The 14,078-nt window shown below is 67.9% G+C and carries 13 protein-coding genes; 8 read left to right on the top strand and 5 right to left on the bottom strand.

Translation table 11 applies throughout. The features are described from left to right. Positions 1-114: 114 nt before the first annotated feature. The 3 genes from IP69_RS12120 to IP69_RS12110 all read right to left on the bottom strand — a co-directional run bounded on the left by IP69_RS12120 (position 115) and on the right by IP69_RS12110 (position 5,079). Complete coding sequence (locus tag IP69_RS12120; protein WP_054143083.1) at positions 115-2,949, bottom strand: DUF4159 domain-containing protein; 2,835 nt, start codon at positions 2,947-2,949, stop codon at positions 115-117. 178 nt (positions 2,950-3,127) lie between these two features. After that, on the bottom strand, positions 3,128-4,039 hold the full coding sequence (locus tag IP69_RS12115) for a DUF58 domain-containing protein (protein WP_054143082.1): 912 nt from the start codon (positions 4,037-4,039) through the stop codon (positions 3,128-3,130). 14 nt (positions 4,040-4,053) lie between these two features. Continuing rightward, complete coding sequence (locus tag IP69_RS12110) at positions 4,054-5,079, bottom strand: MoxR family ATPase (protein ID WP_054143087.1); 1,026 nt, start codon at positions 5,077-5,079, stop codon at positions 4,054-4,056. 205 nt (positions 5,080-5,284) lie between these two features. Here IP69_RS12110 and IP69_RS12105 point away from each other — a divergent pair, with 205 nt between their 5' ends. Genes IP69_RS12105 through IP69_RS12090 form a run of 4 tightly spaced genes read left to right on the top strand, consistent with a single transcriptional unit; the run spans position 5,285 to position 8,030 of the window. After that, positions 5,285-5,866, top strand: a complete 582-nt coding sequence (locus IP69_RS12105) for a DUF1285 domain-containing protein (RefSeq protein ID WP_054143086.1) — start codon at positions 5,285-5,287, stop codon at positions 5,864-5,866. 8 nt (positions 5,867-5,874) lie between these two features. Next, the gene (locus IP69_RS12100; RefSeq protein ID WP_349236297.1) at positions 5,875-6,510 is read left to right on the top strand and encodes a CoA pyrophosphatase; all 636 of its coding nucleotides are present in this window, start codon (positions 5,875-5,877) and stop codon (positions 6,508-6,510) included. Positions 6,511-6,531: 21 nt separating this feature from the next. After that, positions 6,532-6,789 carry a DUF6111 family protein gene (locus tag IP69_RS12095; protein WP_054143080.1) on the top strand — a complete coding sequence of 86 codons (258 nt, stop codon included), beginning with the start codon at positions 6,532-6,534 and terminating at the stop codon, positions 6,787-6,789. After that, complete coding sequence (locus tag IP69_RS12090; RefSeq protein WP_054143079.1) at positions 6,786-8,030, top strand: CCA tRNA nucleotidyltransferase; 1,245 nt, start codon at positions 6,786-6,788, stop codon at positions 8,028-8,030. Before IP69_RS12095 ends, IP69_RS12090 begins: the two co-directional genes overlap by 4 nt. Positions 8,031-8,034: 4 nt before the next feature. On the opposite strand, the gene hemF is transcribed toward IP69_RS12090, so the two are convergent. Both hemF and IP69_RS12080 read right to left on the bottom strand, forming a co-directional pair. After that, positions 8,035-8,922, bottom strand: a complete 888-nt coding sequence (gene hemF / locus IP69_RS12085) for an oxygen-dependent coproporphyrinogen oxidase (protein ID WP_054143085.1) — start codon at positions 8,920-8,922, stop codon at positions 8,035-8,037. A 76-nt stretch (positions 8,923-8,998) separates the two neighbouring features. Further along, positions 8,999-9,517, bottom strand: coding sequence for a tRNA (cytidine(34)-2'-O)-methyltransferase (locus tag IP69_RS12080; RefSeq protein ID WP_054143078.1), 519 nt, complete (start codon positions 9,515-9,517; stop codon positions 8,999-9,001). 177 nt (positions 9,518-9,694) lie between these two features. On the opposite strand from IP69_RS12080, the gene IP69_RS12075 reads away from it, so the two are divergent. The 4 genes from IP69_RS12075 to IP69_RS12060 form a co-directional block, all read left to right on the top strand. Continuing rightward, positions 9,695-11,560 (top strand): ABC transporter ATP-binding protein, encoded by a 1,866-nt coding sequence (locus IP69_RS12075; RefSeq protein ID WP_054143077.1) that lies wholly within the window; start codon positions 9,695-9,697, stop codon positions 11,558-11,560. Between the two features lie 193 nt (positions 11,561-11,753). Then, entirely contained in the window at positions 11,754-12,305 is a 552-nt protein-coding gene (gene petA, locus IP69_RS22375) for a ubiquinol-cytochrome c reductase iron-sulfur subunit (RefSeq protein ID WP_282568239.1), read from the top strand. A gap of 68 nt (positions 12,306-12,373) precedes the next feature. After that, a complete protein-coding gene (locus IP69_RS12065; protein WP_054143076.1) occupies positions 12,374-13,657 on the top strand; it encodes a cytochrome b/b6 in 1,284 nt (427 codons plus the stop codon). 7 nt (positions 13,658-13,664) lie between these two features. Beyond that, on the top strand, positions 13,665-14,078 hold a 414-nt coding region (locus tag IP69_RS12060; protein ID WP_349236296.1), incomplete at its 3' end, for a cytochrome c1.

The raw sequence follows: 14,078 nt of genomic DNA, 5'->3' as shown, positions 1-14,078 counted from the left end.
GGGCCGCTCGGCGCCGACGGCAAAAGACCGGGCTCAGGCTTTTCGCCCCCCCATCCCTAGCCCTTCCCCACCGCAAGCGGGGGGAAGGGGACAGGTTGCGCCCTTGCGAGACGCTCACTGCCCCAGCCTTTCCAGCAAAGCCGGGACGTGGACCTGGTCGGCCTTATAGTTGCCGGTCAGTGCATACATCACGAGGTTGACGCCGGCCCGCAGCGCCATCTCGCGCTGGCGCGGGTCGGAGCCCGAGAGCGGCACCATCGGCTCGCCGCGCCGGTTGATCGCCCAGGCCGAGGCGAGGTCGTTGGAGGTGATGACGATCGGCGAAACATTGTCGCCGGCCCGTGCCGGGCGGCGACCGTCGGCGCCGGCGGGCGGCAGGATCTCGACCCAGGTCGTGCCGGTGTCGTAGCGGCCGGCGAAACCGTCGAGGATGTAGAAGGTCTTGGTCAGGACATGGTCGCGCGGCAGCGGCTCGAGCTCGGGGATGTCGAGCGTCTGCAGCATGCGGCGCAGCTGCTCGCCCTCGGGCGTGGTGCCGCCGCCGGGCCGTGCGCTCATTGCATCGCGCGTATCGAAGATCACCAGCCCGCCGCCCTTCATATAGGCCTCGAGCTTGCGCAGGGTCTCGGCAGCAGGGATCGGCCGGCCGGCGACGATCGGCCAGTAAAGAACCGGGAAGAAGGCGAGTTCGTCGCGGTCGGCATTGACGCCGACGGCCTCGCCCGGCTCGAAGGCGGTGCGGGTGCCGAGCACGATGTTGAGCCCGGCAAGGCCGGCCTTGGACAAATCGTCGACGGTCCTGTCGCCGGTGACGACATATGCCAGCCGTGTCACCGCCCCGGCGGCGAAAAGTTCGCGCGGGATCGGTGGGCGCTGGTCGGCCGGCGCGACGGCCGGGGATGGGACAGGTGTCTGGGCGCGTGCCGGCTGCGCAAGCGACAGCGCACCACCCACGGCCAGCCCAAGCAGGATCGCGGCGGGCGCGGCGCGGCGCGCCTTGCGAGCAAAGGACAGCCGGCCACCGAGCCACAGCGTCGCCAGCGTGTCGGCAACCAGCAGCAACAGCGCCAGCACCAGCAATTGCGGGCGGATGTCGCGCGCCACCGGCTTGTCGACTGGCAGGATCGGCGCTCCGAGCGCCGCCAGGTCGATGGCGCGCAGCGTGTCGGTGAGGCTCAGCGCGTTCACGGCCAGCGAGCCGTCGGCCGGTCCGTAGATGCCGGGCGGGTGGGCGAGCGTGCCGCGCCCCATGAAGCTGCGCGCGACGGGCTGGGCGGTCGCGGGCGGGCTGCGGAAGCTGCCGCTGCCGTCAAGGACGCGGGTGGGCGACAGGGTTTCCACGCGGGCATCCTCTCCCTCGGCGGCGGCGGGTCCGGTGCCGGCGAGGCCGACGATCTTTCTGAGCATCTCGACGAACAGGCCCGATAGCGGCAGGTTCGACCAGGTCGTGTCGGCGGTGACATGCATCATCGCAACCAGGCCATCGCCGCGTCGTTCGCCGGTGACGACCGGCGTGCCGTCCTCCAACGCCGCCCAGGTCTTGCGCGACAGATCGGCCTCGGGCTCGGCCAGGATCTGGCGGCTGACGCGGACATCGTCGTTGATCTGGGTCCCGAAGAAGGGGCTTTCGCGGGTGAAGGGCGCGAGCTTGCGCGGCGTCTCCCAGGACAGCCCGCCGCCGAGCGTACGGCCGCCCCGGCGCAGGCGAACGGGTGTGAGGTCGTCGGACGCAGCCGCCAGCCGTGCGCCGGCAAAGCGCAGCAGCACGCCGCCGCGCTGGATGAAGGCGGTGATCTTGCCGGCCGTATCGACGTCGAGCGCGCCGATATCGGCCAGCACCAGGACCGAGAGGTTCTGCGCCAGCAGCTCTCCGACAGGGTCAGTCGAGCCCGGGCGCGGCTCGCGGATCTCGGCGAAGGGCGAAAGCGCGCGAGAGACGTAATAGGTCGGCGAAAGCAGAGGCTGGGCGGTGTCGGTGGTGGCGCCCGAGACGATGCCGACGCGGCGACGCTTGGCGCGGTCGTCGAGCAGGGCGACCGCGCCCGCACTGCGCTCGCCGACGATTTCCAGCCGCGAGACGGCGTTGCGGACCTCGATCGGCAGGGTCAGCCGCGCCGTCGTTTGAAGTTCGGATCCGTTGAAAATGAAGGGTGCGTCGCCCAGCGGCAGGCCCTTGAGGTCGAGCGCCCGGACCTGGCCAGTGGCGGCGGCAGTTGGTGTCGGGCGCAACACCTTGACCGCCAGCGCACCCGCCAGATTTTCCGGCGCTGCAAGCGCGAGTTGGTCGACCGGGCCGGCATGGATCGACAGGCGGCCGCCATCGGCCTCCTGCTTCAGCCTGGCGAGGAAGGTGGCGTCGTCCGTCACAGACAGCCCGTCGGCGATCCAGACAACCTCCGCATCGGGCGTGGTCCGCAGGAAGGCCTCGATCCGAGGCAGATGCGCGGTACGATCGGGCGCGTGGGGCTGGATCGTGAAGGCGCGCAGGCGTTCGAGCGCGGCGCGGGGCTCCGACAGCGCGATCTCGCCTGGGTTCTCGGCAAGTCCGACGAGCGCGACGGGGCGGCCCTCGCGGGCTGCGGCGGCGACGCGCGATTCGGCGACGAGCATGCGCTCGGGCCAGTCCGTGGCGGCGCCGAAGCCGTTGTCGAGGAGCAGGAGCATCGGGCCGCGCAAGGGGCCAGCCTCGCGCGGCGGGTTCCAGACCGGGCCGGCGACCGCGAGAATCGCCAGCGCCGCGACGAGCATGCGCAGCGCCAGCAGCCACCAGGGCGTATGGGCCGGCATCTCTCGCTTGGCGACAAGGTCGGCCATGATCTTGAGCGGCGGAAAGTCGATCCGGCGCGGGCGTGGCGGCGTCACCCGCAGGATCAGCCACAGCGCCGGCAGCAGGGCCAGCGCAGCCAGAGCGAGCGGGGCGGAGAAGGCGAAGGGGAGGGAGCTCAGCATGGGCCCGTCTCCTCTGTCATTCCGGGCCGGCCCGAAGAGACGGACCCGGAACCCACGACCGGGCTCACCCTCATGACAGCATCACAATTCTGTCGTGCCCAGTCATGGGTTCCGGGTTCTTCGCTGCGCGAAGCCCCGGAATGACAGGGCGTGTTTCCGAACGAACCGTTCACTGTCATCACCCCGTCCCCCTCGCCGCGGCCACCAGGCTGGCGATGCGCAGCACGCCTTCGCTGGCGGGCCTGTCGGTGCGGTGGAGCGTCAGGGTCCAGCCGGCCTTGCGGCAGGCCTCCCGGATGGCGTCGCGATGGGCCTCCAGCCGCTGGCGGTATTCGGCGCCCCAGCTGCCGGCATCGCCGACACGCAGGGAGAGCCCGTCCTCGAGGTCGAAGAGCTCGGCCTGGCCGGTGAACGGAAAGGTCTCCTCGATCGGATCGGCGATCAGCAGGACATGGCCGCGCGCCCCGCTCGAGGACAGGGTGGCGATGCGCTTGGCCAGCGAATCGGCCGGGGAGAGCCCATCGGTGATGATGATCGCGTCGGCCAGGCGCGGCAGGGGCGCGGCTGGGGGCAGATCGAGATCGGCGCCCTTGGTGTCGGCCAGGATCGCCTGCGCCAGCGTCTCGACGATGCGGCGCGAGGCCAGAGCCCGCGTCAGGCCGAGATGGCCGACGCGCTCGCCGCCATCCACCAGCGTCTCCGCCAAAGCGAAGCCGGCGATCAGGGCACGATCGACCTTAGAGGCCAAAGCGAGCGAGGAGGCGAAGCCCATCGAGGCGGAGCGGTCGATCCAGAGCCAGATCGCGTGGGAGGCCTCCCATTCGCGTTCGCGGACGAAGAGATGTCCGTCACGGGCCGAGCGCCGCCAGTCGATGCGCGATGAGGACTCACCCGTGACGAGCGGGCGGTACTGCCAGAAGGTCTCGCCCGGCCCGGCCCGGCGGCGGCCATGAATGCCGTGGACGCTGGCCGAGACGCGGCGGGCTTCGAGGATCAGCCGCGGCAGCCGCGCCGCGAGATCGAGCGAGGCGGTGACGACCGGCTTGACCGGCTGCCGGTCGGAAGCCCCGAGAACGCGCGTGCGCAGCATCAGCCCGACTCCTCCTATCCAAGCTTCTCGACGAGCTTGCCGATGATGCCCTCGACGGTTTCGCCATCGGCGCGGGCCGCGAAGGTCAGCGCGACGCGGTGCTTCAGGACGGGGATCGCCAGCGCCACGACATCGTCGATCGAGGGCGCGAGCCGGCCCTCGACCAGCGCCCGGGCGCGGCAGGCGAGCGTCAGCGACTGGCTGGCGCGCGGGCCGGGACCCCAGGCGAGCTTGCCGGTGATTGCGGCGTCGCTGCCCTCGCCAGGACGGGCGGAGCGGACGAGATCAAGGATGGCATCGACCACGTTCTCGCCGACGGGCAGACGGCGCACCAGCCGCTGCGTCGACATCAGCGTCTCGGCCGACATCGCCTGGGCGGGCTTGTGCTCGGAGGCGCCGGTGGTCTCCATCAGGATGCGGCGCTCGGCCTCGCGATCGGGATATTCGACGTCGATTTCAAGCAGGAAGCGGTCGAGCTGGGCTTCGGGGAGCGGATAGGTGCCCTCCTGCTCGATCGGGTTCTGCGTCGCCAGCACATGGAAGGGCGCGGGCAGGTCGTAGCGCTCGCCGCCGACCGTGACATGGTGCTCCTGCATCGCCTGAAGCAGCGCCGACTGGGTGCGGGGCGAGGCGCGGTTGATCTCGTCGGCCATCAGCAGCTGGGCGAAGACCGGGCCCTTGATGAAGCGGAAATGGCGCTTGCCGTCGGCACTTTCGTCCAGCACCTCGGAGCCCAGGATGTCGGAGGGCATCAAATCGGGCGTGAACTGGACGCGCCGGGCGCTCATGCCCAGCACGGTGCCCATCGCTTCGACGAGCTTGGTCTTGGCGAGGCCCGGCACGCCCACGAGCAGGCCATGGCCGCCGGCGAGCAGCGTGATCAGCGACAGGTCGACGACCTTCTGCTGGCCGAAGATGACCTGCCCGATCTCGGTGCGTGCCGCGCTGATGGCGCCGAGCGCGGCTTCCGCAGCCTCGACGATGCCGGCATCGAGGCTGATCGGCGTGCTGGTCTCCACGGCCCTGACTTGCGCCACCATATCGATCTCCTTCACCCTCTGGGTCGCGCCAACGAACGTTTCGCAACCTTGCAACAGCCTGAGCCGTTGAGTGTGGACGGGGCGTCATGCCGGCTCAAGGGCGGAATGACGCGGTGCACAGAACACCGCTTCACGATTATGTGGAGTTCAAGGCGGAGACGATGATGCAACCACTATGCCGCATGCGGCGCCTGCGGGCTTTTCGATGACTGAACCGACCGGTTCCCTTGAGCGCCTGCTCGCGGCGCTGCCGCATGGCGCTGTGCGCGGTTTGCCGCCGGTGGAGCGCTGGAATCCGGATTTCTGCGGCGATATCGACATCCGCATCGCCGCCGACGGCACTTGGTTTTATCTCGGGACGCCGATCGGCCGGCCGGCGCTGGTCAAGCTGTTCTCCTCGGTCCTGCGCCGCGACGGCGACGATTACGTTCTCGTGACCCCGGTCGAAAAGCTCGGCATCGTGGTCGAGGACGCGCCCTTTCAGGCGGTCGAGATGGCGGTCGAGGGGGAGGGCGACACCCGCAAGATCGCGTTTCGCACCCAGGTCGACGATGTCGTCGAGGTTGGTGTCGATCATGCGATTCGCTTCGAGCGTGCGGCCGGCGACGGCCTCAAACCCTATGTCCATGTCCGGCGCCATCTCTGGGCGCGCCTGACCCGCGCACTGAGCTATGATCTGCTGGCGCTGGGCGAGGTGCGCGAGGTCGATGGCGTGCCGCTGTTCGGCGTGGCGGCAGCCGGCATGTTCTACCCGGCCGCACCGGCCAGCGAGATCGACGGGTTGTGATGCAGGCGTTGAACCTGACCGCAGAGGAGTTTTCCGATCTGGCGAAGCAGCGGCTGCGGCCCGAGCCGCCCTCGCTCGGAGACCTGATCAGCCGCCCGCGCGGTGACCATGATTTGCAGCCGCTGCCCATGGCGGCGCCTGACGAAAAAGCCGCCATTCCCGCTGCCGTGCTGATCGGCATCGTGCCCCGGCCGACCGGGCCGACCGTTCTGCTGACTTTGCGGGCGGCCACGCTGCGCCGCCATTCGGCGCAGGTCGCCTTCCCGGGTGGGCGGGTCGATGCGGTCGATGGTTCGCCGGTGATCACGGCGCTTCGCGAGACGGAAGAAGAGATCGGTCTGCCGCGCTCGCGCGTACAAACGCTGGGTTTTCTCGACGCCTATCTGACGGGTACGGGCTACCGGATCGTGCCCGTCGTCGGGCTGGTCGAGCCGCCCTTCTCGCTCACCCTCAATGTTCATGAGGTGGATGAGGCTTTCGAGGCGCCTTTGTCCTTCCTGCTCGATCCCGCCAATCACCGGCGCGAGGGCCGGGAGTGGCAGGGGCTTCACCGCACCTACTATGCGATGCCGTTCGGGGATCGCTATATCTGGGGCGCAACCGCCGGGATGATCCGCAATCTCTATGAGCGGCTCGCCGGCTGAACCGATTGGACCACCAAGGCCATGCTGCGTTCGATCATCGAAGAGGTTCTTCTCTTCGTCCTCCCTTTCTGCATTTTCGCCGGTTATCTCATCGTCAAGCGGCGCAATCCGCTCGATGTCGAGCATTGGAGCCGGCATGTGTTCTGGCTCGCGATCGTCGGGCTGGGCCTGGCGATCGCGCTCGTCGCCTATGGCGGCTGGACGGCGCCGCGCGCCACGGGCGCCTATGAGCCGCCGCATATGGAGAACGGGACATTGGTGCCCGGCCGCTTCAAGTGACACCACCGCAGGCGCGCATCGCCGCTTTTCTGGCGCGGCCTGCTTTGGCATCGGTTCTCGACGCCTTGAACGGGGACGGCGAGGAAACCCGCGTCGTCGGCGGAGCGGTGCGCGACCTGCTGCTGGATGAGCCGGTTGGCGATGTCGATCTCGCGACTACGGGATCGCCGCAGGAGACCATCCGGCGCGGGCAGCGTGCCGGTTTCAAGGCGGTGCCGACGGGGATCGAGCATGGCACGGTGACGTTGGTCCGCGACGGCACCGGCTTCGAGGTCACGACGCTGCGCGAGGATGTCGAGACGGATGGACGCTGGGCGGTGGTCCGCTTCGGGCGCGATTTCGTGGCGGATGCGCTGCGGCGGGATTTCACCGTCAACGCGTTCTCGCTCGACCGTGCCGGCGTGGTTCACGATTACTGCGGCGGGCTCGCCGATCTGGCCGCGCGGCGCATCTGCTTCATCGGCGATGCCGGCAGCCGTATCCGCGAGGACTACCTGCGCATCCTGCGCTTCTTTCGCTTTCATGCGCGATATGGCGCCGGCACGCCCGATCCGGACGGGCTCGCGGCCTGCATCGGCGGGCGGGCGGGACTGGCCGGGCTCTCGCGAGAGCGGGTGCGTGCCGAGGTGATGAAGCTTCTGGTCGCGCCCGGCGTGGTGGGCGTCTTCGAAGCGATGGCGGGGGCCGGTTTGCTGATGCCGGTGATCGGGAACGTGCCGCATCTGTCGCGCTTTGCGGCGGTTGCCGAGGGCGGTGATGGCGGCCTGGTCTATCCGGCGTTCCGGCTGGCGGCGCTGGGCGTAACGGTGCGCGAGGACGCTTTGAACCTGCGTGAGCATTTGCGGCTCTCCAACGAGGAGTTTGACCGCATCGAGCGGATTGCGCTGGCCCTGGAGTCGCTGTCGGGGCAAGCCTCGCCCGTGACCATCGTGGCCTTGCGGCACCTCGCCCATCGCATCGGCCAGGATGCGGTCTCGGCCGGCCTGGTGCTGCTGGCCGCGCGCGGCAGCGAGATGGCGCAGCGGTCAACGCAGGCCATGATCGCGGAACTGGCCGGCACGCCGGCCTTCCTGCCGAGCGGACGGCACGTGATCGCGCTGGGCGTGCCGGCCGGGCCGCTGGTCGGCCAGGTGTTGGTGACGGCGTGGCGCGACTGGATCGAAAGTGGCGCGCCTGCGGGCGAGGCCGCGCAGATGGCTGTGTTGGAAAGGGTCGTCGCGGCGCTGGCGACCGCTCGCTAGCCCCTCAGGGCCAGCGCACGGTCGGGGGCATCGAGGACAGGATCGAATCGACATTGCCGCCTGTCTTGAGACCGAAGATCGTGCCGCGGTCGTAAAGCAGGTTGAACTCGACATAGCGGCCGCGGCGGATCTGCTGTTCCTCGCGGTCGGCCGGGGTCCAGGGCTTGGCCATGTTGGCGCGCAGGATCGGCGGGTAGGCCTTGAGGAAGGCCTCGCCGACGGCTTGCGTGAAGGCGAGGTCGCCTTCGGGATCGCCCGACCAGACATAGTCGTAGAAGATGCCGCCGATGCCGCGCGGCTCGTTGCGGTGCTTCAGGAAGAAGTACTCGTCGCACCAGATCTTGAAGCGGTCGTAGTCGGCAATCGGTGCATGCGCCTCGCAGGGCTCGCGCATCGCGGCATGGAAGGCGACCGCGTCGGGGTCGTCCTGGTTGCGACGGGCGACCAGGACGGGCGTCAAGTCGGCGCCGCCGCCGAACCAGGGCTTGGTCGTGACGACGAAGCGCGTGTTCATATGCACGGTGGGCGCATGCGGGTTCCAGGGATGGGCGATCAGCGAGATGCCGGTTGCGTGAAAGCGCGGATCCTCGGCAGCGCCGGGGATCTGGCCGGCAAATTCGGGCTGGAAGGTGCCGTACACGGTCGAGACATGGACGCCGACCTTTTCGAAGACGCGGCCGCTCATCAGCGACATGACGCCGCCGCCGCCGGGCGCGCCGTCATGATTGTTGCGCTGCCAGGGGGTGCGGACGAACCGGCCGGGCGCTTGCGTCTCGGGCGGGAAGGGGCCGGTCGCCTCGGCTTCGATCTCCTCGAAGGAGGCGCAGATCTGGTCGCGCAGGGTTTCGAACCAGGCCTTCGCGCGTGGCTTCATGGCATCGGCGAGCGTCATCGCGGCAGGGTTGGCCGGGGCTGTTCCGGCGGCCTTCTGGTCGTTCATCCCGATCTCCCTGGGCATCGGCCTATCATCATCGGGAGCCGGCCTTTCCTGCCGAGGGCAGGGCGGCGGGCGGCGTCCCGTCGGATGGCGTCGCAAATCCGCCGACCTGCCGCAAGGCTTCGCCCAGAACCAGGGCGGCTGCAATCGCGACATTGAGCGAACGCAGGCCATCCTGCATGGGGATGTGCACCACGGCATCGGCGGCCTGATGGACCTCCGGTGCGACCCCGGCGGATTCGCGCCCGACCATGACGATGTCGCCGGGCGAAAACGCGAAATCGAGATGGGCCACCGCGCCATCCGTCTCGGCGAGGATCAGGCGGTGGCCGGCCTTGCGGCGCCAGGCTTCGAAAGCGGCGAAGGAATCGTGGCGCATGACCGCTGCGCGCTCGAGATAATCCATGCCCGCGCGGCGAAAATGCCGGTCCGAGACGTCAAAGGCGGCGGGTTCGACGATATCGACCACGACGCCGAGGCAGGCCGCCATGCGGATCATGGTGCCCGTGTTCTGGGGGATGTCGGGCTGGTAGAGGGCAAGACGCAGCATTGTCTGCTGTCATGGAATGACGGCTGGAGATGCGTCAAGAACGCCGGGGCGCCGCGCCCTATGCATCGGCAGGCTGGCTTTCGCCACCGACGCACGCCATATCGGCAGCGGTGGCGCCCGCTGCCTGTTTAGTCTTGCCCCGATTTCGTCGCCATGCCGGCCCAGAGGAGGGCGGATATGTTTATGCCTCTGTTCCGCTGGCTCGAAAGCCGGGTCGATGTCTTTGCGCCCTTCGACGAGCGGGAGACGCCGCCGCGCGGCGTCTGGCCGTTCATGTGGCACCATATCAAGGGCGTGAAGGGGTGGCTGGCCCTGATCATGCTGACGGGCCTGGGCTTCAGCGGCATCGAAGCGGCGATGTATCTGATGGTCGGCTGGTTCGTCGATCTGCTGGCGACGCAGTCTCCCGAGACGATTTTCCGCGACCATGGCTTCGTGCTGGCCGGCGCTGCGTTCCTGCTCGTCGTCGTGCGGCCGCTGATCTATTTCGCCAATCACGCGATCGTCGATCAGGTCGTGGTGCCGCAGATCACCAACCAGATCCGCTGGCGCAACCATGTCTACACGCTCGGCCATGCGCTGGGCTATTTTCAGAATGATTTCGCCGGCCGACTGTCCTCGCGCGTGCTCCAGGCCGGGCAGTCGATCCGCGGCGCCACGATCGAGGTCATCGACGATCTCTGGTATGCGCTGATCTTCGCGGCCGTTGCGCTGGGCTTCTTCGGCTCGACCTCGCTGTGGCTGGCGCTGCCCGTCCTGGTCTGGCTTGCCGCGTATGCCGCGCTGCTCACCTATTTCGTGCCGCGCGCCAAGACGCGCTCTGAGGCGAATTCGCTCGGTCGCTCCTCGACGACGGGGCGAATCGTCGATGCCTACACCAACATCCTGACGGTCAAGCTGTTCGCCCGGGCTGATGCCGAGCGCTCGGCCGTGCGCGATTCGCTGACGCGCTGGAACGCGTCCTTCCTGAACCTGTCGCGGCTGATCACCGGCGTCAGCGTGATCCTGCAGACGATGAACAGCCTGCTCGTGGTGGTCACGGCCTGGCTGTGCCTGTGGCTCTGGAGCCAGGGCGAGATGACGCCCGGCGCGGTCGCGGCCTCGATCGGGCTGGTGCTGCGGCTGGTGCAGATGTCGACCTGGCTGATCCACCTGGTGCGCGGCGTGTTCGAGAATCTCGGCGCCGTCCAGGAGAGCATGGAGACGATCGCCCGCCCGCATGATCTGACCGACGCGGTGGACGCGGTGCCGCTGGTCGTCGCGCGTGGCGGCATCCGCTTCGACGGCGTGCGCTTCAACTACGGCAAGGGCGAGGGGCTGTTCGACGGGCTCAATCTCCAGATTGCGCCCGGCGAGAAGATCGGCCTTGTGGGGCCCTCGGGGGCGGGCAAATCGACGCTGGTCAACCTCCTGCTGCGGCTTTACCCGCTCGAAGGAGGCCGCATCCTGATCGACGGGCAGGATATCGCCCATGTCACGCAGGACTCGCTGCGCGCCCAGATCGGCATGGTGACGCAGGACAATTCGCTGCTGCACCGCTCGATCGGCGACAACATCGCCTATGGGCGCATCGGCTCGACGGCCGACGAGATCGCGCAGGCCGCCCGGCAGGCCTCGGCCCATGATTTCGTGGTGTCGCTGAGCGATCAGGATGGCCGGCAGGGCTTCGATTCGCGCGTCGGCGAGCGCGGCGTGAAGCTGTCCGGCGGCCAGCGCCAGCGCATCGCCATCGCCCGCGTGCTGCTGAAGGATGCGCCGATCCTGATCCTCGACGAGGCGACCTCGGCGCTCGATTCGGAGGTCGAGGCAGCGATCCAGGACCAGCTCACCACGCTGATGCAGGGCAAGACCGTGATCGCGATCGCGCATCGCCTGTCGACCATCGCAGCGCTGGACCGGTTGATCGTGCTCGATCAGGGCCGGGTCGTCGATATCGGCAGCCATGCGGAGCTGGTGGCGCGCGGCGGACTTTATGCCCGCCTGTGGTCGCGCCAGTCAGGAGGCTTTCTCGCCGCGGCGGATGCGGAGACGCTGCCGGCCTGAGCCGCCGGCCCCTGCGGGCGCGCCATGCGTGCTGCGGCCCCCTGCAAGAGTAGACTTCATCCAATCTGCATGCCAAAGAGCCGGCAGTGACGCGCCGCCGCATTGCGGCCCTGATCGCTCGCCCGTACATACGGCGCACAGTTGTAATTTCGAGCTCGTCCAGAGTTCGAGTGACGTTTTAGAGGATTGGATCGTGGTGCACGCGACCGATACGAAGCCGACCGAAACCACCCGCCGTGATTTCCTGATGCTGGCGACAGGCGCCGTCGGCGTCGTCGGAGTCGGTGCCGTTCTCGTCCCGCTGGTCAGCCAGCTGGCGCCTGACGCACAGACGGTCGCCGCCGGCGCGCCGATCGATCTCGATCTCGCGCCGATCGCGGAAGGGCAGGCCATCAAGCTGTTCTGGCGCGGCAAGCTGATCTTCGTGCGCCATCGCACCCCGAAGGAGATCGAAGAGGCGCGTGCGGTCAATGTCGCGTCGCTTCCCGATCCGCAGCCCGATCAGGCACGCGTCAAGGAAGGCCACGAGCAGTTCCTGGTGGTCTATGGCAACTGCACCCATCTCGGTTGTGTGCCGCTGGGAAATTCGCCCGGCGATCCGAAGGGCGATTATGATGGCTGGTTCTGCCCCTGCCACGGCTCGCATTACGACTCGTCGGGCCGCATCCGCCGTGGCCCCGCGCCGACCAATTTGCCGGTGCCGCCCTACTCGTTCGCCGGCGACACCAAGATCCGGATCGGCTGAGTGATGCTTCTCCGTTCCAGCCTTTCCGTCCGTTCCAACCTTGCAGAGACAGCCCCGAGGCATTCCGCATGAGTGGTCACAGCACCTACGTTCCCAAGTCCGGCTTTTCGCGCTGGCTCGATGCCCGCCTGCCGATCGTGCGGCTCGCACATGATGCCGGCGTGTCCTATCCGGTCCCGCGCAACCTGAACTATTTCTGGACCTTCGGCGGCATCTTGATGTTCATGCTGGTCGCGCAGATCGTGACCGGCATCATCCTGGCGATGCATTACACCCCGCATTCGACCATGGCGTTCACGTCGGTCGAGCACATCATGCGCGACGTGAATTATGGCTGGCTGCTGCGTTACCTGCACTCCAACGGCGCCTCGATGTTCTTCGTCGCCGTGTACATCCACATCTTCCGCGGTCTCTATTACGGCTCCTACAAGGCCCCGCGCGAGGTGCTCTGGATCCTTGGCGTCGTCATCCTGCTGCTGATGATGGCCACCGCCTTCATGGGTTACGTGCTCCCCTGGGGACAGATGTCGTTTTGGGGTGCAACCGTCATCACCAATCTGTTCTCGGCGCTGCCGATCGTCGGCGAGACCATCGTGACCTTCCTGTGGGGTGGTTTCTCGGTCGATAACCCGACGCTGAATCGCTTCTTCTCGCTGCACTACCTGCTGCCGTTCATGATCTTCGGCGTGGTCATTCTTCACGTCTGGGCGCTGCACCATGTCGGCCAGAACAACCCGACCGGCGTCGAGGTGAAGAACGTCGCCAAGGACACGGTGCCGTTCACCCCCTATGCGACGGTCAAGGACGTGTTCGCGATGGTGTGCTTCATCTTCGTGTTCTCGTATTTCGTGTTCTACCAGCCCAATTTCATGGGTCACGCCGACAACTATATCCGGGCCAATCCGGCCGTGACACCCGCTCACATCGTGCCGGAATGGTATTTCCTGCCGTTCTACGCGATCCTGCGCGCCATTCCCGACAAGCTCGGCGGCGTCATCGCCATGGGCGGCGCCATCGTCGTGCTCGCCTTCCTGCCCTGGCTGGACAGTTCCAAGGTCCGCTCGATGACCTATCGCCCGATCGCCCGCCAGTTCTTCTGGGCCTTCGTGGTGGTCTGCATCGGTCTGGGCTGGCTCGGCGCCATGCCGGCCGAGGGCGGCTACGTCATCGCCTCGCAGATCTTCACGGCGCTGTATTTCGGCTACTTCATCGCGCTGTTCGTGATCGGCCTGTTCGAGCGACCCAAGCCGCTGCCAAGCTCGATTGCGGACTCGATCTTCGCTTCGATTCAGGGCGGATCGGGCACGCGCATGGCCGGCGCCGTCGCCGCCGAACCTAATGCCAAGGGCTGAGATGCAGATGAGCATGATTTCGTTTCGCTCGGCGGCTTTCGCCGCCCTGCTCGCGGCCCTTCCGCTGACCGCGCAGGCGGCGGCGGAACGCGTCGAGCCGCCGGCTTTGGCCTGGTCGTTTTCTGGCCCCTTCGGCACCTTCGACCGCGCCCAGCTTCAGCGCGGCTACAAGGTTTACAAGGAGGTCTGCGCCGGCTGCCATGCGGCGTCTCTGCTGCGTTTCCGCAACCTGTCGCAGCCCGGCGGCCCCGAGTTCACGGCCGGTCAGGTCACGGCGCTCGCGGCGACCTACCAGATCGCGGACGGTCCCAATGATGCGGGCGAGATGTTCGAGCGCCCTGGCCGCGCTGCCGATGCCTTCCCGTCGCCGTTCCCCAACGAGCAGGCGGCGCGGGCTGCCAATGGCGGGGCCTACCCGCCC

Source organism: Allobosea sp. AAP35 (genome assembly GCF_001295925.1).
Classification (GTDB): Bacteria; Pseudomonadota; Alphaproteobacteria; order Rhizobiales; family Beijerinckiaceae; genus Allobosea.
This window is presented reverse-complemented; position numbering and strand designations above follow the sequence as displayed.

What these genes read in the sequence shown, in the direction of transcription:
- IP69_RS12120 (WP_054143083.1), bottom strand. Translation starts at nt 2,949, where the DNA reads ATGCTGAGCTCCCTCCCCTTCGCCTTCTCCGCCCCGCTCGCTCTGGCT.
- IP69_RS12115 (WP_054143082.1), bottom strand. Translation starts at nt 4,039, where the DNA reads ATGCTGCGCACGCGCGTTCTCGGGGCTTCCGACCGGCAGCCGGTCAAG.
- IP69_RS12110 (WP_054143087.1), bottom strand. Translation starts at nt 5,079, where the DNA reads ATGGTGGCGCAAGTCAGGGCCGTGGAGACCAGCACGCCGATCAGCCTC.
- IP69_RS12105 (WP_054143086.1), top strand. Translation starts at nt 5,285, where the DNA reads ATGACTGAACCGACCGGTTCCCTTGAGCGCCTGCTCGCGGCGCTGCCG.
- IP69_RS12095 (WP_054143080.1), top strand. Translation starts at nt 6,532, where the DNA reads ATGCTGCGTTCGATCATCGAAGAGGTTCTTCTCTTCGTCCTCCCTTTC.
- hemF (WP_054143085.1), bottom strand. Translation starts at nt 8,922, where the DNA reads ATGACGCTCGCCGATGCCATGAAGCCACGCGCGAAGGCCTGGTTCGAA.
- IP69_RS12080 (WP_054143078.1), bottom strand. Translation starts at nt 9,517, where the DNA reads ATGCTGCGTCTTGCCCTCTACCAGCCCGACATCCCCCAGAACACGGGC.
- IP69_RS12075 (WP_054143077.1), top strand. Translation starts at nt 9,695, where the DNA reads ATGTTTATGCCTCTGTTCCGCTGGCTCGAAAGCCGGGTCGATGTCTTT.
- IP69_RS12065 (WP_054143076.1), top strand. Translation starts at nt 12,374, where the DNA reads ATGAGTGGTCACAGCACCTACGTTCCCAAGTCCGGCTTTTCGCGCTGG.